At 66.6% G+C, this 21666-nt stretch carries 23 protein-coding genes; 8 read left to right on the forward strand and 15 right to left on the reverse strand.

Annotation, left to right across the window (positions count from 1 at the left end):
• Positions 1 to 3: 3 nt before the first annotated feature.
• Positions 4 to 615 (reverse strand): TetR/AcrR family transcriptional regulator, encoded by a 612-nt coding sequence (locus tag LOC60_RS03395; protein ID WP_230022009.1) that lies wholly within the window; start codon positions 613 to 615, stop codon positions 4 to 6.
• Positions 616 to 730: 115 nt separating this feature from the next.
• Between LOC60_RS03395 and LOC60_RS03400 the strand changes: the two genes are divergently transcribed.
• From LOC60_RS03400 to LOC60_RS03410, 3 genes are read left to right on the forward strand one after another with little or no spacing between them, the layout of a single operon-like run.
• Positions 731 to 1537, forward strand: a complete 807-nt coding sequence (locus LOC60_RS03400) for an SDR family oxidoreductase (protein ID WP_230022011.1) — start codon at positions 731 to 733, stop codon at positions 1535 to 1537.
• Between the two features lie 32 nt (positions 1538 to 1569).
• The gene (locus tag LOC60_RS03405) at positions 1570 to 2823 is read left to right on the forward strand and encodes an acyl-CoA dehydrogenase family protein (RefSeq protein WP_230022013.1); all 1254 of its coding nucleotides are present in this window, start codon (positions 1570 to 1572) and stop codon (positions 2821 to 2823) included.
• A gap of 5 nt (positions 2824 to 2828) precedes the next feature.
• Entirely contained in the window at positions 2829 to 3926 is a 1098-nt protein-coding gene (locus LOC60_RS03410; protein WP_230022015.1) for a phosphotransferase family protein, read from the forward strand.
• Between the two features lie 10 nt (positions 3927 to 3936).
• Here LOC60_RS03410 and LOC60_RS03415 read toward each other — a convergent pair whose 3' ends face one another.
• Complete coding sequence (locus LOC60_RS03415; protein WP_230022016.1) at positions 3937 to 4974, reverse strand: NAD(P)-dependent alcohol dehydrogenase; 1038 nt, start codon at positions 4972 to 4974, stop codon at positions 3937 to 3939.
• A 121-nt stretch (positions 4975 to 5095) separates the two neighbouring features.
• On the opposite strand from LOC60_RS03415, the gene LOC60_RS03420 reads away from it, so the two are divergent.
• Complete coding sequence (locus LOC60_RS03420) at positions 5096 to 5611, forward strand: hypothetical protein (RefSeq protein WP_230022018.1); 516 nt, start codon at positions 5096 to 5098, stop codon at positions 5609 to 5611.
• Here the strand turns inward: LOC60_RS03420 and LOC60_RS03425 are convergent.
• From LOC60_RS03425 to LOC60_RS03430, 3 genes are read right to left on the reverse strand one after another with little or no spacing between them, the layout of a single operon-like run.
• On the reverse strand, positions 5599 to 6033 hold the full coding sequence (locus LOC60_RS03425) for a DUF5956 family protein (protein ID WP_230022019.1): 435 nt from the start codon (positions 6031 to 6033) through the stop codon (positions 5599 to 5601). The two genes, LOC60_RS03420 and LOC60_RS03425, sit on opposite strands and share 13 nt — an antisense overlap.
• 23 nt (positions 6034 to 6056) lie before the next feature.
• Positions 6057 to 6158: an MFS transporter small subunit gene (locus tag LOC60_RS16375; RefSeq protein ID WP_442860366.1), complete on the reverse strand. Its 102-nt coding sequence runs from the start codon at positions 6156 to 6158 to the stop codon at positions 6057 to 6059.
• Complete coding sequence (locus tag LOC60_RS03430; protein ID WP_230022021.1) at positions 6155 to 7555, reverse strand: OFA family MFS transporter; 1401 nt, start codon at positions 7553 to 7555, stop codon at positions 6155 to 6157. Before LOC60_RS03430 ends, LOC60_RS16375 begins: the two co-directional genes overlap by 4 nt.
• Before the next feature lie 383 nt (positions 7556 to 7938).
• On the opposite strand from LOC60_RS03430, the gene LOC60_RS03435 reads away from it, so the two are divergent.
• A complete protein-coding gene (locus tag LOC60_RS03435) occupies positions 7939 to 9780 on the forward strand; it encodes a hypothetical protein (RefSeq protein ID WP_230022023.1) in 1842 nt (613 codons plus the stop codon).
• A 119-nt stretch (positions 9781 to 9899) separates the two neighbouring features.
• Here LOC60_RS03435 and LOC60_RS03440 read toward each other — a convergent pair whose 3' ends face one another.
• From LOC60_RS03440 to LOC60_RS03455, 4 genes are all read right to left on the reverse strand, one after another.
• Positions 9900 to 10655 (reverse strand): IclR family transcriptional regulator, encoded by a 756-nt coding sequence (locus tag LOC60_RS03440; protein ID WP_230022025.1) that lies wholly within the window; start codon positions 10653 to 10655, stop codon positions 9900 to 9902.
• An 80-nt stretch (positions 10656 to 10735) separates the two neighbouring features.
• Positions 10736 to 11365: a dihydrofolate reductase family protein gene (locus LOC60_RS03445; protein WP_230022028.1), complete on the reverse strand. Its 630-nt coding sequence runs from the start codon at positions 11363 to 11365 to the stop codon at positions 10736 to 10738.
• A 91-nt stretch (positions 11366 to 11456) separates the two neighbouring features.
• Positions 11457 to 12005 carry a thioesterase family protein gene (locus LOC60_RS03450; protein ID WP_230022031.1) on the reverse strand — a complete coding sequence of 183 codons (549 nt, stop codon included), beginning with the start codon at positions 12003 to 12005 and terminating at the stop codon, positions 11457 to 11459.
• Positions 12006 to 12099: 94 nt separating this feature from the next.
• Complete coding sequence (locus LOC60_RS03455) at positions 12100 to 13203, reverse strand: NAD(P)-dependent alcohol dehydrogenase (protein WP_230022033.1); 1104 nt, start codon at positions 13201 to 13203, stop codon at positions 12100 to 12102.
• Positions 13204 to 13348: 145 nt separating this feature from the next.
• On the opposite strand from LOC60_RS03455, the gene LOC60_RS03460 reads away from it, so the two are divergent.
• Positions 13349 to 13645: an EthD family reductase gene (locus LOC60_RS03460; RefSeq protein WP_230022035.1), complete on the forward strand. Its 297-nt coding sequence runs from the start codon at positions 13349 to 13351 to the stop codon at positions 13643 to 13645.
• Here the strand turns inward: LOC60_RS03460 and LOC60_RS03465 are convergent.
• The 6 genes from LOC60_RS03465 to LOC60_RS03490 form a co-directional block, all read right to left on the reverse strand.
• Positions 13629 to 14222 (reverse strand): DUF3592 domain-containing protein, encoded by a 594-nt coding sequence (locus LOC60_RS03465; protein WP_230022038.1) that lies wholly within the window; start codon positions 14220 to 14222, stop codon positions 13629 to 13631. The two genes, LOC60_RS03460 and LOC60_RS03465, sit on opposite strands and share 17 nt — an antisense overlap.
• Before the next feature lie 114 nt (positions 14223 to 14336).
• Entirely contained in the window at positions 14337 to 15023 is a 687-nt protein-coding gene (locus LOC60_RS03470; protein ID WP_230022040.1) for a DUF6308 family protein, read from the reverse strand.
• A gap of 10 nt (positions 15024 to 15033) precedes the next feature.
• Positions 15034 to 16035, reverse strand: a complete 1002-nt coding sequence (locus LOC60_RS03475) for a glycine betaine ABC transporter substrate-binding protein (protein ID WP_230022043.1) — start codon at positions 16033 to 16035, stop codon at positions 15034 to 15036.
• The gene (locus LOC60_RS03480; protein WP_442860367.1) at positions 16035 to 16814 is read right to left on the reverse strand and encodes an ABC transporter permease; all 780 of its coding nucleotides are present in this window, start codon (positions 16812 to 16814) and stop codon (positions 16035 to 16037) included. Before LOC60_RS03480 ends, LOC60_RS03475 begins: the two co-directional genes overlap by 1 nt.
• The gene (locus LOC60_RS03485) at positions 16811 to 18094 is read right to left on the reverse strand and encodes an ATP-binding cassette domain-containing protein (RefSeq protein WP_230022046.1); all 1284 of its coding nucleotides are present in this window, start codon (positions 18092 to 18094) and stop codon (positions 16811 to 16813) included. Before LOC60_RS03485 ends, LOC60_RS03480 begins: the two co-directional genes overlap by 4 nt.
• Positions 18087 to 18728, reverse strand: coding sequence for an ABC transporter permease (locus LOC60_RS03490; RefSeq protein ID WP_230022048.1), 642 nt, complete (start codon positions 18726 to 18728; stop codon positions 18087 to 18089). The genes LOC60_RS03485 and LOC60_RS03490 overlap by 8 nt, the downstream gene beginning before the upstream one ends.
• Positions 18729 to 19746: 1018 nt before the next feature.
• On the opposite strand from LOC60_RS03490, the gene LOC60_RS03495 reads away from it, so the two are divergent.
• Both LOC60_RS03495 and LOC60_RS03500 read left to right on the forward strand, forming a co-directional pair.
• Complete coding sequence (locus tag LOC60_RS03495; protein WP_230022050.1) at positions 19747 to 20928, forward strand: acyl-CoA dehydrogenase family protein; 1182 nt, start codon at positions 19747 to 19749, stop codon at positions 20926 to 20928.
• A 41-nt stretch (positions 20929 to 20969) separates the two neighbouring features.
• Complete coding sequence (locus LOC60_RS03500) at positions 20970 to 21623, forward strand: nuclear transport factor 2 family protein (RefSeq protein WP_229950596.1); 654 nt, start codon at positions 20970 to 20972, stop codon at positions 21621 to 21623.
• The last annotated feature ends 43 nt before the right edge of the window (positions 21624 to 21666 follow it).

Here is a 21666-nt window from a genome sequence, read left to right on the forward strand (position 1 = left end):
CGGTTAGGCCGCACCCACCGCGCCGCGGCAGATCTGCACGTAGCGCACCGCCAGTTCCTCCGGGCTGAGCGGGCCGCCGGCGCGATACCACTGGGCCACTCCGGTGCACATGGTGGTAACCGCCCGGCTGGCGTCCTTGGGATAGCCGGTGGCGAAGCGGCCGGTGCGGGCGGCTTCGGCGACGACGTCGTCGAGCAGTTTCTGCTGCCGGTCGCGGGCGGCGATATGCCCGGCCCGGGCGGGGCCTTCCAGGCTGCGGATCTCGCTGGCCGCGATGAAGGCGTGTTCCCAGCGGTAGGCGTGGACCAGGACCAGGCATTCGACCAGCAGGGCAAACCGTTCCTCGACGTCCCCGCCTGCCTCGGTGAGGGCGGCGGTGCTGCGCGCGTAGAGATCCGCCATGGCGGATTCGGCTATCCCCACCAGCAGCGCCTGCTTGGACGGGTAGTGGTGGTAGATGCCGGGCACCGACAGCCCGGCGCGGGTGGCGACGGTCCGGATGGTGGTGCCGTGGTAACCGTGCTCCACGAAGCAGTCCAGTGCGGCGCGCAGCAGCGGCGGCAGGGCCGGGACGGAGAAGTCCCGCCAGGCGGGCGGCATGCGGGCCTCGGTCATGGTGTCCCCTTTGAAGGTGGATATGTGACCCTTGACACTTTTCGGGGGCCTGCACCAGACTAACCATACCGAGCGGTCGCTCGGTAGAAGCTGGAAACGGAAGTTGGCGCCACACATGACGGAACAGACGCCGGAGCAGGCGCCGGAGCACGGCATAGCCAGGCCCCGTCTCGAAGGCAAAACCGCCGTTGTCACCGGCGCCAGCTGCGGCATCGGGCTGGCCATCGCCCGGCGGCTGGTCGCCGAAGGCGCGAAGGTCTGCATCACCGCCCGCAACATCGGGCCACTGAAGGAAGCCGCCGCCGAATTCCCGGAAGGCACGGTGCTGGCAATGGCCGGCAAGTCCGACGATCCGGAGCACCGTGCCGAGGTGCTGGACGCCGTCGCCCAGGCCTGGGGCCGGCTGGACATCCTCGTGAACAACGCCGGGGTGAACCCGGTGTACGGCCCGCTGAGCGAGCTGGACCCGGAGGCCGCCCGCCGCATCCTGGACGTCAACGTGCTCGGCACCCTCGCCTGGGTGTCGGCCGTCTGCGCCCACGAAGCCCTGGACTTCCGGGGCCGCGGCGGTTCGGTGCTGAACCTCTCCTCGGTCTCGGCGCAGACCCCCGCCGCCGGCATCGGCTTCTACGGCATCAGCAAGGCCGCCGTGGAACAGCTCACCCGCACCCTCGCCGTCGAGCTGGCCCCCACCGTGCGGGTGAACGCGCTGGCACCCGCCGTCGTCAAGACGCAGTTTGCGCGCGCCCTGTACGAGGGCCGCGAGGAGAAGGTCAGCTCCGCCTACCCGCTCAAGCGGCTCGGCACCCCGGAGGATGTCGCCGGGGCAGCCGCCTTCCTCGCGTCCGACGATGCCGCCTGGGTCACCGGGCAGATCATCAACCTCGACGGCGGCCTGCTGGTGGCCGGCGGCTCGGCCTGACCGTTTCCACCGCACCCCCTAAGGACACCTTCATGAGCACCCTTACGCCGGAGATCGAAGACCTGCGCCTGCGGACCCGCGAATTCATCCGCGGCACCGTGATGCCCGCCGAACCCCGGCCCGGCGCCGTCGTTCCGGATGCCCTGCTGGAGGACCTCCGCACAGCCGCCAAAGCCGCCGGCGTCTTCGCCCCGCACGCGCCCCGGGAATACGGCGGGCAGGGCGTTCCGCTGGAACACTGGTCCCCCATCTTCCAGGAGGCCGGCTATTCGCTGATCGGCCCCTCGGCACTGAACTGCATGGCCCCGGACGAGGGAAACATGCACATGCTGCACCTGATCGGCAGCGAGGAGCAGAAACGCCGCTACCTCGCCCCGCTCGTCGCCGGCGAGGCCCGCTCCTGCTTCGGCATGACCGAGCCGCACCCGGGCGCCGGATCGGACCCGGCCGCCCTGCGCAGCAGCGCCGCGAAGGTGGACGGCGGCTGGCTGATCAACGGGCACAAACGGTTCACCAGCGGCGCCAACAACGCCGCGTTCTGCATTGCCATGGTGCGCACGGACGCCGTGGACGGCGCCCCCGCCGGAGCCACCATGCTCCTGGTGGACATGGACGCCCCCGGGGTGCGGATCGGCGAGCAGCTGCACACCATGGACCGCGCGATCGGCGGCGGACATCCGCACGTGCACTTCGAGGACGTGTTTGTGCCCGACGGCGCCGTGCTCGGCGCACCCGGGGAGGGCTTCCGCTACGCGCAGGTCCGGCTCGGGCCGGCCCGGCTGACCCACTGCATGCGCTGGCTCGGCCTGGCCCGGCGGTCTCTGGACATTGCGCTGGACCGCACCAACCGGCGGGAAATCTTCGGCTCGGTGATGAACGAGCTCGGCCTGGCCCAGGAGATGATCGCCCAGTCCGTCATCGATATTGAAACCTCCGACGCGATCATCACCAAGACCGCCGCCCTGCTGGAGGCCGATGCCAGGGCCGGCTCGGCCCTGTCCTCGGTGGCCAAGGCGCACACCTCCGAGGCGGTGTACCGGGTGATCGACCGCAGCCTGCAGCTGTGCGGCGGCGACGGCGTCACCGACCGGCTGCCGCTGGCCTCCTACCTCAACGAGGTCCGTGCCTTCCGCATCTATGACGGCTCCAACGAGACGCACAAGTGGGCCATCGCCCGCCGCGCGTCCGCCGGCCGCCGCCGCGAGGTGGAGCGCGGCGCGCAGGATCTCGCCGATGTGTCCCGCCCGGCGAACGACGCCGGTTTCCCCGCCGAAGCGAAAGCCTGAACCCGATGCACACCACCGCCGACGGCGCCGAAGTTGTCGCCACCCGCTCCGATGCCGAAGCGCTTGCCTCTCCGCCGCTGCTGATCCTGGACGAGGTCACCGCGTTCTTCGACGCGCACGGCCTGGGGTCGGGGCCGCTGTCCTGGCAGCAGATCGGGGACGGGCAGTCCAACATCACCTACCGGATCCGGCGCGGAAACGAGGACTTCGTGCTGCGCCGCGGCCCGCGCCCGCCGCTGCCGCGCTCCACCCATGACATGGTCCGCGAGGCCCGGATCCAGCAGCTGCTGCGCGTCCAGGGTGTGCCGGTGCCGGAAATCCTGGCCGTGTGCGAAGACGAGTCGGTGCTCGGGGTGCCGTTCTACGTGATGGGTTTCCTCGACGGACTGGTCATCACCAAGACCATCCCGCCCGCCCTGTCCTCGAGGGAGGACCGGCGGGCCACCAGCGCCGCCGTCGTCGACACCCTGGTGCGTATCCATTCCGTGGACGTGAGCGGCGGGGACCTCGCCTCGTTCGGCAAGCCGGAGGGCTACCTGCAGCGTCAGGTGGCCCGGTTCTCCGGGTTGTGGGAGGTCAACACCATGCGCACCCTGCCCGAGGTGTCCCGGATCGGCAGCTGGCTGGCGGACAACGTCCCCGACAGCCAGGCCGCGGCTGTGCTGCACGGGGATTACCGGCCCGGAAACCTGATGTTCGCTCCGCACTCCCCCGCACGCGTTATTGCCGTTCTGGACTGGGAGATGTCCGCCGTCGGCGATCCGCTGGCGGACCTGGGGTACCTCACCGCCACCTATTCCGAACCCGGCAGCGCCGCCACCCCGCTGGAGCTGACCGGGGTGACCCGCAACCCGGGCTATTACACCCGGGCGGACATCATTGAGGCGTACCGCGAGCGGATGGACGTGGACCTGGAGGCCCTGCCCTGGTACCAGACCCTGGCGCTGTGGAAGGCGTCGATTTTCTGCGAGGCCATCTACACCCGCTGGCTCAAGGGCGAGCGCCCCAATGACAAGGTGTTCGGCCCGTCGCTGGAGGCCGGCGTGCCGCAGCTGTTGCGCGCTGCCGCCGGGTTCGCCGGGCTGGCGCCGGCACCGCTGTAGCTTCCGGCTGTTACGGCACAACGACGGCGCGGCCGAGGAGCTGGTTGTTCTTCAGCTTTTCATAGGCCGCCGGGGCTTCGTCCAGGCTGAACACCTCGGTGTGCACGTTGATGCCTTCGCCCCGCGCGAGGTCCAACACCTCGAACAGCTCCGACCGCGAGCCCCAGTACGGCGCCCGGATGGAGGTTTCCCACGCTGCGGTGGCGCTCAGGCCCACCGGCAGGGTGCCGGCGCCTACGCCCACCAGCACCTGGTCGCCCTGTGATCCCACCATCGCCTGGCCCAGGTCCAGCGTGGCCTGGTTGGTCACGAAGTCGAAGACGGCGTCCACGCCCCGCCCGCCGGTCAGGTCCCGGACCATGTCCACCGCGCCGGGCTCGGACGGGAAGGTGTAGTGCGCGCCGACATCGGTGGCCAGGTTCAGTTTCGCCTCGTCAATGTCCAGCGCCACCACGGTGGCCGCGGTCATGGCCCGCAGGATCTGCACGGCCACATGCCCCAGCCCGCCCACTCCGATGACGACGGCGGTCGCACCGGAGGGCAGCTTCTCCAGCGAGCCTTTGATCGCGTGGTACGGGGTGAGCCCGGCGTCGGTCAGGGACACGTTCTGCACCGGATCCAGGTCCCCGAGCGGGAGCAGATGCCGGGGGCTGTCCACAATCAGGTATTCAGCCATGGCCCCCGGCGCACCGAGCCCGGGCGGAACAATGCCGAATTTCGCGGCGTTGCGGCAGTAGTTTTCCCGGCCGCTGGAACACTCATAGCAAAGCCCGCAGCCCCAGGGCCCGTAGACGGCCATGGACGTACCTTCTTCGATGTACTGCACGCCGTCACCCACCCGGTCCACCACGCCGGCGCCCTCGTGCCCGAGTGTCAGGGGCAGCCCGTAAATGTACTCGTTCTCCGGCAGGCTCATGATGAATTCGTCGGAGTGGCAGACACCGGCAGCCGTCACCTTCAGGCGCACCTGCCCGGGTCCGGGTTCGGGGGTGTCGATCTCCACGACTTCGGGCGGCTGGCCGATGGTGCGGTATTGAAGGGCCTTCATGGCATGCTCCTGCTCTCCGCACCGGCGCGGATCCACGGCACGGGTGGATGGACTTTGCCCTTTAAGCGTTGCACCCGTGCCTAAGTTCCACAGCCCCTTAACGGCAGGTACGGTATGGGCCATGAAGAATCTTCCGCTCTCCCTCGCGCTCGCCGCTGCCGTCGGCGGTTTCACCCTGTCCCGGCCGGCCGACTGGTCCCCGAGGGTCCGCCGCGCCTACGTCCTTGGTTCCGGCGCAGCCGTGGGCACCGGCGTCGCGCTGGTACTCCGAAAAGGCAGACGAAAAGGCAGGGAGCTGGCTGCTGCCGGAACCGTTGACCTCGTCACCCCGTTCACGGCCGGGGCCGGGGGTGATTCCGCAACCGTGCCTTCCTACGTTGCCGCGCGCACGGCCGAGTCCCAGACGCGGAGGCCGGAAATTGCGATGACGGGTCTGGCTGCACTGATGGGGGTAACCGTCAGCGGGATCACGGCACTGACCCTGGTGCTGGATGAGGCTGTCGAAATGTGGCTGGTTCGGCGCGGGGTGGCCCGTCCCCGTCGCGTCATGGCAATGGCGATGGCACTCCATTCCCTCGTCATGGACCAGGTGATGGATTCGAAGGACGCCAAGAAGGCCGCCCATCAGTCTTCGTAGAGCCGGCGGACCGCTTCCGCGATGACCGGATAGGCACCCGTTATGTAGGCGGGGCCGTCGAAGTGGGGTATGCCTCCCACCTCATTGATAAGTTCGTTCAGCCGCTGCCAGAAGGCCTCGTCCGAGCTGATTCCCGTCGGTCTGGCCAGGAACCAGACGTATCCGGGCGGAATCGGAGGGATTCCCGCCCCCGCCAGATAGGCGTTGGTGAGTTCGTAGATCCATTCCTGGTCCTCGGCAGTCAGGACCTCCTGCGACTGCAGGGTTTCGTTGAGGGTGCCGAGCCTGCGGCAGGTGTGTTCCGGTCCCGCCGCCCAGCCCATCGTCAGGAACCAGCCGGTAAACGGAAGCTGCGTGTATCCGTCTACCGGCTGTTCCTGCGGCAGAACAGGGATTTCGTCCCAGCTGCCGGACGTGCTCATCCGTGCAGTCCGCTCAGACCGGTTCAGCCGAAGAGCGCAGCGGCCCGGGTCAGGGTCTGGAAGACTCCGTAGGCGAGCGGAACGCCCACCAGCAGCCAGCTAACCGTCAACTTTGCCTTCGTCATGAGTGGTCTCCTTGTCCCGCCTGGGCCGTGGCCGGCTTCGCGGATTGCGGTTCGTGGTATTTGGACGCCACCGGTGTCACCAGCAGGTTGGCGACGAAGCCCACCACCAGCAGCGCCACCATGGTCAGAAGCGCGGGCTGGTACGCCGCGGCAGTGAGTTCCCCGGGGGTGCCCTGGGAATCAAGGAATGAATTGACGATCAGCGGACCGGCGATGCCGGCGGCAGACCAGGCGGTGAGCAGCCGGCCGTGGATTGCTCCGACCTGGTACGTGCCGAAGAGATCCCGCAGGTAGGCCGGGGCCGTAGCGAATCCTCCACCGTAGAAGGAGAGGATGATGAACGCCAGCGCCACGTAGAGGAAGGTGGAACCGCCGCCGAAGAGGGACAGCAGGATGTACAAGGCGGCACCGAGGCCGAGGTAGACCATGTAGATGCGTTTGCGGCCCACCACGTCCGATGTTGCGGACCAGACAAAACGCCCGCCCATGTTTCCAATGGAAAGCAGGCCCACGAACCCACCTGCAACTGCGGCGGAAACCAGGGAGACGCCGTCGGGCTGGCGGAAGAAGTCCTGGATCATCGGGGCAGCCTGTTCCAGGATGCCGATGCCGGCGGTGACGTTGCAGAAGAGCACAACCCAGACCAGCCAGAACTGCTTTGTCTTGATGGCGTTGGCCGCGGAGACGTGGTTGGTGGTGACCATGGACTTGGCCTTGACCGTGGAGGGGTCGAAGCCCTCGGGTTTCCAGTCCGCCGCGGGCACCCGGATGCTCCATGCCCCGTAGAGCATGTACACCAGGTAGAGCGCGGCAAGGGTGAGGAACAGCTTGCCGACGGCGTCGCCGCTGGCCACCCAGCCCTCGGTGCCGGAATCCGGGTCAAAGAAACTCAGGAGGGCCGAGGACACCGGGCTGGCGATCAGCGCGCCGCCGCCGAAGCCCATGATGGCCATGCCGGTGGCAAGTCCGGGCCGGTCCGGGAACCATTTGATCAGGGTGGAGACCGGAGAAATATAGCCGATGCCCAGGCCGATTCCGCCGATGAAGCCGTAGCCCAGGTACAGCAGCCAGAGCTGTCCGGTGAAGATGCCCAGGGCACCGATCAGGAATCCGCCCACCCAGAACATGGCGGAGACGAACATCGCCTTGCGGGGTCCGTTGGCGTCCACCCAGGTGCCCATCACGGCGGCGGAGAGGCCCAGCATCACGATGGCGATGGAGAAAATGATGCCGATCTGGGTGAGGCTCGCATCGAAGTAATTCACCAGCGCCGTCTTGTAGACGCTGGTGGCGTACACCTGGCCGATGCACAGGTGCACGGCCAGTGCAGCCGGCGGGATCAGCCATCGATTAAATCCGGGCGGGGCGATGGTTCGTTCGCGGTCCAGCCAGCTCATACAGACTCCCTATTTAAGTAACGCAAAACTTGTCTGCTCTTAACGATGCCGGTCGTGAACTGGGTTACCACGGTCCGACACGCAGTTTCGCTAGGGCAGCAAAACATACCGCGCAACCTACCGGTCGGTAACTAATTTGGAAAAAGCCTTGCTTTGTTACTCACGGGTAGCTTAGATGTAACAGACATCACACTGGTTCCGCCCGGATGCGTCTCGTTGTTGCGACGGTTCCGGGTCACTTGCATCCGCGAAGGTAACGCCCACAGGCCTGTTACTCGCCGCTTAGTCAGTCTCATCCGTAAGAAGCAGAAGAAGGATATTCAATGACGAGTTCCACGTCCGGGCGCGCCTCCAGCCGCCCACACACACTTTTAACCGTACTTTTGGCGTTGTTCCTGGTCCTCCTCCTTGCCTTCTTCGTGCTCTTCACGGGCAAGGTTGCCAGCGGGGCATCGGAACTGAGCGACGGCGCCGAGCGCGCCTCCACCGGGGCGGGAGACCTGAAGGCCGGCGCCGAAAAGGCACAGACCGGCGCCAATGACCTCTCCGACGGCGCCAAGAAGGTCGACACCGGCGCCAACACCCTAGCCAACGGAATCGGCTCCGCCAAGGCCGGCGTGACCACCCTGAAGGAAGGCGCCACCACGCTGGATGAAGGAGCCGTCCAGCTTCTCACCGGCGCAGAGGCCGCCAACACCGGTGCCAACAAGCTTGCTGTCGGTGCCACGAATGCCCGTACCGGTGCCGGTACGCTGGCCGCCGGTGCCTACAGCGCTGCCGACGGCGCCAACCGGCTCAATGCCGGCGCCGGTGAATTGGCAGCAGGCATGGCCCAGCTGAATGACCCGAAGACGGGCGTTCCATTCCTGGCAGCTGGCGCACAGCAGTTGGCTAAGGGCACCGACGAGGCTGTAGTGGGCGTTGACGAACTCGACGCCGGCGCCCTTCGGCTCAAGAACGGCGCATTGGTTCTCCAAGCCGGCGTGAATCAGCTGGCAGCCAAGGATGCAGCGCCGGCACTCGCAGAGGGTGCCACCAACCTGAATAACGGAATCCAGCAGCTTGCTACTCTCAGGCCAACTCTCGTCAGCGGTGCCAATAAGCTCGCTGCCAGCGCTCCGACCGTTGCGGGCTCTGTCCAAGCCTTCCAAGGCGGCGTGAAGACCTTCGCCGGAGCAGCAGCACCGGCAGCCGATGCTGCCAAGGCGACATCGGGCGATATCTCCCGCCTTCGCGCCGACATTGCGGCAGGCACGCTCACTACTCAGCAGATTGCCGACCGCCTTGCCGCAATACAGGGTACGGCTGACCAAGCGGCCATCAACACCGCGACGGCCAAGGCGGGCTTTGAGGGTGCAACTGCTTTGTATTCGCCCGACGTCGCCGCGAAGTTCACCGAGTTCACCCAAGGCGCGACACAAATCGGAAGCGTCGCCGGAGCTCCTGCCTTCGCCGGGGGACTCGACCTGCTGGCGCAGGGAGCTCCTGCTCTGGCCGCGGGTGCAGAAAAGGTGAATGCAGGAATCACCCAGGTCAAGATAGGAATCGACGAAGGCAAGCGCACCGAGCTGGAACCCGGTCTGGTTCCCGGAACGACGAAGCTCTACGCGGGTACCCAGAAGTTGAAGGCCGGCTCCGCCGACCTGAACAAGGGTGCTTACCAGGTTGCGGGTGGTGCAGGCAAGGTCAAGGCCGGCGTCGACAAGCTCTCCGCAGGCGTGCAGACACTCCGCGCCGGTGCAGGCACGCTGGCCGACGGCAACGGCCAACTCGCCACCGGCGCAGGAACCCTCGCCACCGGCCTGGACACCCTGGAAACCGGCGCTTACACGCTGGCCGACGGCAACTACAAGATCTACGACGGCACCATCAGCCTCTCCGACGGCACCAGCCGCCTGGTCACCGGCACCGAGTCCCTGGACGAGGGCGTGGTGAAGCTCGACGAAGGCGGCAAGACGCTGACTGCCGGCACGAGCGACCTGAAGGAAGGCGCCGAGAAGCTGGCCGACGGCAATACCGAACTGGCCGAAGGCAGCAAGACCCTGGCCGACGGCAACGGCAAGATCTCCGAAGGTGCAGACACCATGCAGGCCAGCACCACGGCGCTGACCCCGGGCGAAATCTTCACCTCCCCGAAGATCCTGGCCGTGCTCATCCCGCTGCTGCTGCTGCTGGTTCCGATCGGCATGCTGATCGCCAGCACCCGCCGCGGCACCCAGCACTAGGGTCCGGGCAGCACACAGCTAGAGCGCACCGCATCACCTCGCATCACTAAGAAAAGGGCAGGTACCGCAACCGCGGCACCTGCCCTTTTCCGTGCCCGGGAAAAGTCCCGGGGACGGCCCTACCCGTTCAGCTCGACGGAGATCTTTTTCACGGCCTCGCGCAGCAGCGGCACCGCCCGGTCCGCGAAGCCCTCGTCCACGCGCGAGACCGGACCGGAGACGGACACCGCCGAGGGCGTGGGCGCGTTGGGAACGGTCATGGCGAAGCAGCGCACCCCGAGTTCCTGTTCCTGCTCGTCCACGGCGTAACCGCGTTCCCGGATGCGCGCCAGGTCCGCCAGGAGCGCCTCGACGCTGCCCAGGCTGTGCCCGGTGGGCGTGGGCATCCCCGCCCTGCCTACGATGCCGCGGACCTGTTCATCCGGCAGCTGCGCGAGGATCGCCTTGCCGACGCCGGTGTCATGGGTATGCGCCCGGCGGCCCACTTCAGTGAACATCCGCATGGAATGCCGTGACGGGACCTGGGCAACATAGACCACCATGTCGGCGTCGAGCACGGCCATGTTGGAGGTCTCCCCCAGATCGTCCACGAGGCCTTTGAGCTGCGGCATGGCCAGCGCACCCAGCTGCAGGTTGGCGCCTTCGCCGAGCCGGATCAGCTTCGGCCCGAGGGCGTAACGCCGGTTGGGCAGCTGCCGGGCGTAGCCCAGGCCCACGAGCGTGCGCAGCAGCCGGTGAATGGTGGGCAGGGGCAGGGCCGTGGAGGCGGCGAGTTCGCTCAGCGTGACCGCCCCGCCGGCGTCGGCAATCAGTTCCAGCAGTTCAAAGACGCGTTCCACGGACTGCACGCCGGATCCGGCGGCACGTTCAGCCATAGTTGACCCTCCCCGACAATTTGCCCCACTTTATCGCAGAGCGGAAACTTTCTTCCTTATTCGGGTCTGACTGCACGCCCTCAGACGGACATTCCGGAGCCGGCGTCGGATCCCGTGCCGGCCGGCAGCGCCGCGGGGTGCAGCGTCACGGAGATGGCTCCGGACCGCGTGGTCTGCGGCTGGGACACACTGTAGGAGGCGGCCTCACGGATGTCTTCGAACAGCCGCTTGCCCTGGCCCACCACCACCGGAAAGATCAGCAGGCGGTAGGCGTCCACCAGCCCGGCGGCCGCCAGGGCCTGGACCAGCTGGTAGCTTCCGTGCACCTGGACCTCGCCGCTGCGCCGGGACTTCAACCGTTCGACGCCGGCCACCAGGTCCCCCTGCAGCAGCCGCGTATTGTGCCAGGGCACCGTCGGCATAGTGGCGGAGACCAGATACTTCGGCAGTCCGTTCAGTACTGTGGCGAGAAAGTCCCCGGGATCGGTCACCGCCTCCCAGTAGGGCTGCATCATGTCGTACGTGTTGCGTCCCAGCAGCAGCGCATCCGCCATGGCGTACCACTGGGTGACAATCTGCTCCAGGTCCGGATCCGCATGCGGGGCCAGCCAGCCGCCTCCGGTGAAACCGCCGGACGGGTCCTCCTCGTTGCTGCCCGGAGCCTGCATCACGCCGTTCAACGTCAGGAAAGTGTTGACCGTCAGCTTCACCGAGCACCCCGTTCCTAGGTCCCCCTGCTTCTAGGTTCGGCCCGCTATCCGGGGGTGTCAACGGTCCCGGGTGCCGGGACGGAAAGTTCGCCTAGGCCCAGGTGTGCGGGGCGGGACGGCGGGTGCTCGGCAGCGCGACGGCGGCACGCCACTCGCTGATCCACTCCGGCAGTTCCAGGTCCGACGGCGGGACGGCACCTACGGCCTCGAAGATCTCCTCGTTGCTCACCGGGCCCTTCTTGGACACCAGGCGGGTGCAGATGACGGCGCTGGCATAGATCTCGCCGTCCGCCACCATGCGCTGCTCAATGTAGATGGCGCGTTCATCGAAGCCGATGACCCGGGTTTCAATGCTGTACTGCTGGTGCAGCTGCAGGGACTTGCGGAAGCTGATGGTTTCGTTGTTCGCCACCGGGCTCCAGCCGCGCTTTTTCATGATGTCCCAGACGCCGCTGCGGACCAGCAGGTCAAAGCGGCCCAGGTCCATCAGCGAGAAGTACATGCCGTTGTTCAGGTGCATGGCAAAGTCGATGTCCGTGACCAGGACCTTCATGGGCACGGAGGAGGTCTCGAAGAAACCAAGCTTGGGCCGGCGTCGGGCGCGGAAGAGAGTCAGGATGGTGCGCAGTATCAGGTGCATGGCCGCTATATTACCGCTCAGTAACATAGTGTCTAGTTGCGACGCGGGACTTTCTTCAGCGGGCACCGGTCCGAACCGCTACACCGCTGCCCCGTCAGCGCCACGGCTGGACCATGGCCTTGAGCGCGCCCGGCTCCTGCCCGGCGTCGAGCGCCTCCTGCACCTGGCCGAGCCCGAACTGATGGGTGACCAGCACGTCCAGATCCACCTTGCCCTCGGCGGCCAGCGCAATGGCCGTCGGCCAGGTGTTGGCGTAGCGGAAGACGCCGGTGAGCCAGATTTCCCGGTTCTGAATGACTCCGACCGGCAGTTCGACGTCCTCGGCGCCCATGCCCACCAGCACGGCCCGGCCGCCCGGTGCCACCGCCCGGATGCCGGCGCGGACGGCACGGGGCGCACCGGAGGCGTCGATGAACGCATCCACTCCCAGCCCGTCCACCGGATGGGAGGCGTGCAGGGTGTGGGTGGCTCCGTGCCGGGCCGCGAAGTCCAGCCGATCCTGCGCGATGTCGCTGATGTAGACGGCACTGGCCCCGAAGGCCCGGGCCACCTGGGCAATGATGACCCCGATGGGACCGGCACCGGCTACCAGCACCCGCTGGCCGGGTCCGATGCCGGCCTTCCGGCAGGCCCAGATGCCCACCGACAGCGGTTCCAGCAGGGCAGCGGCCTCGTCGGAGACGGTGTCGGGGACGGCGTGGGCGAAATCGGACTCGATCGCCACGTATTCGGCGAACGCGCCGTCGACCGGCGGGGTGGCATAGAAGGCCATGTCCGGGCAGAGGTTGTAGCGGCCCTGCTTGCACTGCTCGCAGCGGCGGCAGGGTTTCTGCGGCTCGATGGATACCCGCTGGCCGATCCGGGCCGGATCCACGGCGGCGCCGACGGCGGCAATGGTCCCCGACGCTTCGTGCCCGAGCACCAGCGGTTCCTCCACCACGAACTGCCCGATCCGTCCATGCCGGAAATAATGCACGTCGCTGCCGCACACGCCGACGGCGGCCACCCGGACCAGCACCTCGTTCGGTTCCAGCTGCGGAAGCGGGCGTTCGTCGACGGACAGCTGGGTGGGAACGGGATTGTCTGCATTTTCGATGTTGCCGATGCTGCCGGCCGGGACGCGCAGGACCGAGACGCGCATGGTGTCCGGAAGCCCCGGCGTCGGCGTTGAGGCGGCGGGACTGGTGAAAAGCGACATGGCGGTTCCTCTTCGTTGCGGGTCTGCGGGATGGATGCCTCCGGCGTACTGAGGACTCTAGCCCGGTGCGGATGCACGTGTCCTTAACCGGCACCGGACCGCAGCACCCTGTTTCGCCGTGGCCTGCCGCGCTACGTTGTCCGGCATGCACACCCTCGTTGTCCTGTTCGGCCATCCCCGGGATCCCGGCGCCTTCCGCCGGCACTACCGCAGCGTGCACCTGCCGCTCGTGCGCAACATTCCCGGGATCCGCGCGCTCCGGGCCTCGCAGGAGCTGGGCTCATCCGCGGGTACACCGCCGTATTTCGCGCTGTTTGAAGCCGATTTCGACGATGAGCCGGCCATGCAGGAGGCCCTGACCACGGCCGAGGGGCAGGCGGCCAACGCTGACATTCCCCATTTCGCCACCGGCGGGCTGACCGTGTTTACGTACCGGAACTAGTGGCGGCTTCCTCGGCTGCTGCAGGAGTACTTTCTGATGCTGCTGCCTTTCGTTTTTTCCTAAAGCCCCGTATCGCCGGGACCAGGAACATGGTGCTCATTAGTACAGCGCCCCCTCCGCGCAGTGACGCTCCGGAAAATGAGCGTTCGTCGCCCTCTACAACGGCTTTGCCGGGATGGGCAGGGTCGTAGAAAAGCGGCACTTTGCTGCCGACCATCTCCCAGTAGACGTCTGAAGTGGATCCTTCCTTCTTGCGGCGGTACCGCTCGCTATAACTCGTGGAATGGGTGCGTCCGCTTTCAACGTCGTACGCAACGGAGATGACTTTCCGCATGCTCCTCTTGCGCATCCGCTCGAAGTCCACCTCCGTGACGACGCCCTGGGTGCGCACCCCGTCGGCCATCAGACGGTGGTCCTCCCGTGCGTCCCCAAGGTCAATGACTCCGAAAACGATTCCCACGATCAGGAGAAAAGCGCCGATCATCAGGTTGGTCGCCGGATGCTCCTTAGCCGTGCCCTTCCGCCTGCCGCGTCGATTCGCTTTCCGCGGCTCGGCCGGATCAATCTCTGCTTGCATTACTAAAGCCCCCAGGCCAGTTGATTTGCTTCAAGCACCCTACCCCTGAATTTACGGCGGGAGCTGTCTTCTCCCCGCCGCCCTCCGTGAAGTCCGCGCCCTGCTCCTTCAGGCTCAGTCGCCGTCGCCCGGCGCGGACCGGAAACCGCGCCGCTTCGCGTCCATCCACAGCACCACGTCCATGGCGCGCAGGGTGGACACCCGCGCCGGCAGTGCCGCCCGGTCCTGGACGGCGTCCAGGCACCGGACCAGTTCCCGGTCATTGGCGGTCAGCAGTGCATGCCATTCCTCCCACTGTGTGAGGGAGCTGCCCGCCCCGATGCTGCGGGCCACCAGGGGATCCCAGATCGGAATCAGTTTCGGCCGCTTGCGGGCCAGCAGCTTGCTGGTTTTCGAGGCGCCCATCCTCCACTGGCCACCCCGGTAACCGCGGAAAATGTCCCAGAGCAGCCACGCCGGGCTTTCCTTACCGAGCACGTGAAAGTATTCGACGCCGGTGACATCCGCCAGTTCCAGGGTGACCGGGATCAGTTCCAGCAGCTCGCCGATCTCCGGCGCCTTGGTTTCGAGCAGGCCCACCACCGCCGGGCCCTTGACGTCCTCCCCCAGGAGCGCCAGCGCCACCAAATCATCGGCGGTGATCCGGTTGGCAGCCCCCGGGGAGTCCCCGCCGCCGGCCCAGGTGTCGAACCGTGCCCCGGTCCGCACGTGCCCCGAGGTCAGCTTCTGCGTGTAGTAGCGGCGCAGCAGGTCGGCGGCGTCGTCGACACGGCCGGCGTCGAGGATGGCTGGCAGCTGCACGGTGTCCACCTCACTCGGGAGCGGTGATCAGGCCCTTCTCAACCATCCAGTCGAACGCGACGTCGGCGGGTTCCTGGCCGTTGACATCCACGGCAAGGTTCATCTTGCGCAGTTCCTCGTCGGTAAGCAACGGAGATACCTGCGCGAAGATGTCCACCAGCTCGGGATACTCCTCCAGTGCCTCCGTGTTGAAGACCGGGGCCGCGTTGTAGGCGGGGAAGTAGGCGAGGTCGTCCTCGAGCACGGTCAGTTCGAGCGAATCGATCCGCCCGTCCGTGGCAAAGACCTCGCCGAAGTTGCACTCCCCGGCGTCGGTGGCCGAATACACGGCACCCGTGTCATAGATCCCCACGTTGGCGTCCGGCACGCCGTTCGGGGACCCGCGCGGGATGCCGTACTTCTCCAGCATCGGGTTCATGCCGTCAGGGCGGGAGTTGAATTCCGCCTCCAGGCAAAAGGTGCGTTCCCCCACCGGCAGGGCAGCGATGTCGGAGATGCTGTCCACCCCCAGCTTCTCGGCGGCTTCACTGCGGATGGCGAAGGCGTAGGTGTTGTTCAGCGGCGCCGGATCCCCCCAGGTGACGCCGTTGGCCAGGTCGGCGTCATGCACGGCCTGCCACTGTTCCTGCTTGTCGGGAATGCCTTCACTCTGGCCCAGGTAGGCGATCCACCCGGTGCCGGTGTATTCCCAGGTCATGCCTGCCTGCCCGGACAGCAGTAGCTCCCGCGCCGGCTGGCTGCCGGGCACGTTGGTCAGGTCGGTGACATCGAAACCGGCTACCTTGGTGGCCAGCACGGCGATCTTGCCCAGGATGAGCTGTTCGGTGAAGTTCTTGCTGGTGACGGTGAGTTTCGCGTCGTCGGGCAGTCCCTCGACCGGCTGGATCAGCCCGGGGTCCGCCTCCGGCACGTAGGAGGCGGCAGGCTGCAGTCCGCAGCCCGAAAGCAACAGTCCGACGGCGGCGGCACCGGTGGCGGCCAGACGGATCCGGATGTTCGGCTGCTTTTTCATCAGAGTCCCTTCGGCCGGGCGATGTGCTCGACCAGGCGGCCGATCCAGTCGACCACCAGGGCCAGCAGCGCCACCAGCAGGGCACCGGCAACCAGCACGGTGGTCAGGTTCAGGTTCACGCCGGTGGTGATGAGGATGCCCAGCCCTCCGCCGTTGACGAAGGTGGCCAGGGTGGCCGTGCCGACCAGGAGCACCAGGGCGGTCCGGACACCGGAGAGCATCACCGGTACCGCAAGCGGCAGCTCCAGCCGGAACAGCACCTGGGCGTTGCTCATGCCGACGCCGCGGCCGGCCTCCACGATGCGCGGGTCCACCTGCTGCAGGCCCACCATGGTGTTCCGCATGACCGGCAGCAGGGCGTAGACCACCAGGGCGCCGATGGCGGCCCAGAAGCCGAAGCCGACCCAGAAGGCCAGCAGCACCAGCAGCCCGATGGCAGGCGCGGCCTGGCCGATGTTGGCCACCGCCATGATCGGTCCGGTGAAGCGGCGCATCCGTCCACGCGTCAGCAGGACACCCAGCGGAATGGCGACCACCAGCACAATCACTGCGGATATGCCGGTGAGCAGCAGGTGCTGCACGGTGTAGTCCCAGAGGGCTGCGGGGTCCAGGGTGGTGCGCTCGGTGACGCTGAGCTCGGCGGTGGTCAGCCAGAGCATCAGCAGCCCGAAGGCCACCGCGATACCTGCCAGCTGCAGCAGCAGCGGGCGCCACGACGTCGGGCCGGCACCGGTTTCCGCTTCGGCCCGGGCCTGGGCGGCCGTGGGGACGGCGGTCATCGGGTGCCCTGGCCGGCGGCAGCACCGGCGTCATCCTTCACGGGGGCCTGGGCTTCGGTCCCGTTGCCGCGCTGGATGCCACCGCTGTTAATGCCCACCGGTGCGCTGGAGGAACCCAGCTGCGCGGCGTCGTTCGCTGCCGTGATCGCCTCCATCACGGTCTGGACGGTGACCGTTCCGAGGAATCTGTCGCGGGGTCCCGTGACAAGCGCGGCGCCGGTGCTGGAGACCAGCATGGTGTCCAGGGCGTCGTTGAGCGTGGACTGCTCGCTGATCACCGGAAGCTTGGGATCAACGATGTCGGTGTGCCGGTCCAGCCGGCTGAGCTGACGGCGGGAGAGCCACTGGATGGGCCGTTCGCGTTCGTCCAGGACCACGGCGTTCTGCTCGCCGGCGCCCTGCAACCGGGAAAGGGTATCGCTGGCCAGGCCGCCGATGTCCGCCGTGATCGGCCTCGTCAGCTCCACCTCGTTCACCCGGGTGAGGGTGAGCTGTTTCAGGCCGGCGCCGGAGCCGATGAAGTTTTCCACGAACTCGTTGGCGGGGTTGGCCAGGATGCGTTCCGGGGAGTCATACTGCACCAGCTGGGCGCCCTCATCGAAGATGGCGATCCAGTCCCCCAGCTTCACCGCTTCGTCGAAGTCATGGGTCACGCAGACGATGGTTTTGTGCAGTTCGGACTGGATGTGCAGCAGTTCGTCCTGCAGTCGCTGGCGGGTGATGGGGTCCACGGCGCCGAACGGTTCATCCATCAGCAGCACGGGCGGATCGGCGGCCAGCGCACGGGCCACCCCCACGCGCTGCTGCTGCCCGCCGGAAAGCTCCTTCGGGTAGCGGTCCCGGTAGAGGGCCGGGTCCAGGGAGACGAGTTCGAGCAGTTCGTCCACCCGGGCCTGGATGCGGTCCTTGTCCCAGTTGAGCATCTTGGGCACGACGGCGATGTTCGCCGCCACGGTCATGTGCGGAAAGAGGCCGCCGGCCTGGATGACGTAGCCGATGCCGCGGCGCAGCTGGTCGCCGTCGATCCCGGTGACGTCTTCGCCGTCGAGGATGATCCGCCCGCTGGTGGGCTCGATGAGCCGGTTGATCATTTTCAGCGTGGTGGTTTTGCCGCAGCCCGACGGGCCGACCAGCATCACGATGCTGCCCCGCGGGATTTCCATGGTCAATCCGCCGACCGCCGGTTTGTCCTGCCCGGGGTAGCGCTTGGTCACGTCTTCGAGCAGGATGCCGGTGGCGGTGGCTTGTGCGCCGGTGGAGGGGGAAACAGTCTCAGACACGGATACCTCGCGGGGTTGTGAGCCGGCCGAGGCCGACCAGGAGAAGGTCAAGGATCAGGGCCAGCAGGATGACGCCGACGACGCCGACCACCACGGACTCGAGGGAGTTGGCGCCGCCCAGGCGGGACAGGCCGGTGAAGATGAAGCCGCCCAGCCCCGGGCCGAGGGCGTAGGCCGCAATGGCGGCAATACCCATCACCATCTGGGCGGACACCCGGACACCGGCCAGGATGACCGGCCAGGCAAGCGGCAGTTCAATGCGCAGCAGCGTGCGCATCCGGCCCATGCCGACGCCGCGGGCGGATTCGACGACGGTCGGGGAAATCCCGGCCAGTCCCACCACGGCGTTACGCAGGATGGGCAGGGTGGCGTAGAAGGCCACCACGATCACTGCCGGCACGGCGCCGAACCCGAAGGGGGCGATCAGCAGGCCGATCAGGGCGAAGGACGGCAGCGTCAGTCCGACCGCGGAGACGCCGTTGGCCACTCCGCTGAGGGTTTTGCTGCGGTACACCAAGGCCGCGATGACCACGGCAATGACCGTGGCCAGGACCAGGCACTGGATCACTAGGCTGAAGTGCTGCCATCCGGCGAACAGGATCTGCTGATACCGGTCCGCTACGAATTCCCACACATCAAGACCTCTTAACTCTGGTTACGTATGCTTCTTGTCGCCGCCCGGGGTTTGGTGTCCGGGGTTTGGTATCCGGGCGAAAACTACCAAGCAACCTTACCGTTACCTCCTTCACATTAAGCGCCGAAATGGCCCCAACCGGAACAACGTGATGCTTTCGGAACGGTCCGGCGCGCGGTTTGCCTGCAGCTTTGCCGGGGTGCTGGCGGGGTGTTCCGGGGTGGGCTTTCGGGGCTGTCGCCTTCTGTACAGCTGATGCTGCTGCCTGGGAGGCCTCTGCCTCCGCCTTCTGTACAGCTGATGCTGTCTTGCGGAGTGCTATCGCGGACCGGCCCCGCCTTCTGTACAGCTGATGCTGCCTGGCGGGCCCCTGTCCCCGCCTTCTGTACAACTGATGCCGTCTGGCGGGCTTCTGCCTCCGCCTTCTGTACAGCTGATGCCGTCTAGGAGGCCTCCAGAGCGCATTTGCTGTACAGAAGGTGGCGACTTCGGGCCAGCTTGAGCAGGTTTTCCCACCCGCTGTGACTGTTGCGACTGCCGTTGTCCCAGCAGCAACAGCTGCACCACGGGCTGGACGCTCTGCCGGAATCGAGGGCTCCTGGGCAGTTCATAGTGCAGCAGATGCCCCCTCGCCGGTAACGTCCGGACCGGAATCTAGTGAGCAGATGACGGGCTTACCCGGAATCTACTGAGCAGATAACCGGGCTACCCGGAATCTAGTGAGCAGATGACGGGCTTACCCGGCGCCGATGAGCCCGTTATCTGCTCAGTAAACGCGATTCGGGGCTAAGCCCGGTCGGGGTTTGAGGCGCTCCGCCACCGCTGCCGCGCATCCACAGGGACCACGCCCATCGCCTGGAGCCGGGAAATCCGGCGGGAGGTCCCGCCTGCTCGGTATGCCGCTGGACGAAGATCAATGCCCAACACTCAGTGCCAGCCGATGATTGTGCACTACTGAACTGGTACGTACAGTATAGTTCCGGTTATCACGTCACCCACGAGAGGTATACCGATGTCGATGACGACAACGACCGCCCCCACAGCAAGCGAGCTCATCGCCCGCGCGGAAAAGCTGGTCCCGCTGTTGCGGGAGCGCGCATCCGAGGCCGAAAACCTCCGACGGCAGCCCGATGAGACCATCGAAGATTACAAATCAGCCGGGTTCTTCACAGCGATGGTGCCCGCCGAACATGGAGGCTCCGCACTCGGCCTCAGCGAGTTCGCCGACCTCGTCCGCGTCCTCTCGCGGGGTGACGCCTCTGCTGGCTGGATCGCCGCATTCCTCATCTCGCACTCAACCCTCCTCTATCGCTACGGCGCCGAGGCACAGGGCGAGTTCTTCGCGGAAAAACCGTACGGCCTGACCGTCGCAGCTGCGGGCCCGCCCGGAGCCGCAACCCCTGTGGAGGGCGGATATAACCTCTCCGGCACCTGGCGCTTCGGTTCCGGTGTTCTGCACGCCGAGTGGGCCGCGCTCAGTGCAATGTCCCCCGATGGCCCTCTCAGCGTTGTGGTACCCGTCAGTGAGACCGAGATTGTCGACACCTGGCACGTCCCCGGAATGAAGGCGACGGGCTCCAACGACATCAAGGTAGAGGGACTCTTCGTTCCCCGCCACCGCACGGTTCCCTTCCCCAAGTACTCGTCGGAGCACAACGAGGGTGCGGCACTGACTGAATACCCGCTCATCGGCTACCCCATGAACCGCACGCTCAACCTCATCCATTCCGCCGTCGCGATCGGCACCGCAGACGCAGCCCTCGAGCTGTTCGCGGCCGGTCTCGGTAAGCGGGTCCGGATGCAGACGCGGCAGAAGCAGATCGACGAACCGATCACCCGCCAGACCTACGGCAAGGCATGGGACCTCGTACAGGTCGCGGGTCTCCAGTTGCACGACGCACTTGCGCACACTGACCGGGTTTACGGCAGGCACTCGACCGGTCCCGCGACGCTCGCAGATCGCGCCCGCATCAATCTGGGGCTAACCGGATCCGGGCAGAAAGCTTTCCAGGCCATCGACCTAGTAGTACGGGCAGCCGGCGCCTCCATCTTCCGCACCGGGGACCCTCTGGAACGGATCGTCCGCGACACGCAGGTCATGCGCAACCACGCCGCAGTCGACTTCGAGACCATGGCATCGGTTGCCGGCGGAGCGCTGCTCGGTGTTGGCATCGGCGACTACGCCGAGCCCATGTTCTAAGTCGATCCGACCGACCTCCACCAACTGAAAAGGAAGACCGCATGACCGACATTGCTGCACTTGAACGCCGGATTTCCCGAACCGAGGCCTACATCGAGATCTCGAACATCATGGGAAGGATTGAATTCCTCCACTCCGCGTACGCGAACGAGCCGATTGTGCCCTACTTCAGCACACGGCCCGACACCGTGATCGAGCTCCCCTTCGGCCGCTACACCGGTTCCGACGCCGCGCAGCGCTGCTTCGTCGGCGCTCTCGATGAGGGCCTGCCGCCCCGCGACCTCAGCGGTGAGTACGTCGAGCACCTCTTGTCCACGCCCGTCATTGAGGTTGCCGATGACCTCGAAACGGCGAAGGCAGCGTGGATCACGCCGGGCGCCGAGGCGCACCACCTCGGTTGGGTTGAGGGCAATCCCCTCCACGGGTTCTGGTACTGGGGTCGCTACCATCTGGTCTTCCGCAAGGAGGACGGCGCCTGGAAGATCTGGAAGTACCGGAACTCCCTCACGTTCGTGGCCGACTACTACAAGAGCTTCACGGACGGCAGCCTCCCCCGTCCCCCCGCCCCGATCGGCAACGGCGGACCGGACAGCGCTCCGCGATTCCAGGTCGAGTACACCCCGTCGTGGGATCCCAAGGAACTCGTGCACGCGCCCGAGCCCTATGCCACGTTCGTCGACGAGGACGAGTTCTAGCCACGCAGGAACACCAAAAAGCGGCCGGGTGAACAATTCACCC

The organism is Arthrobacter sp. zg-Y769, assembly GCF_020907405.1.
In the GTDB taxonomy this organism is placed as follows: domain Bacteria; phylum Actinomycetota; class Actinomycetes; order Actinomycetales; family Micrococcaceae; genus Arthrobacter_B.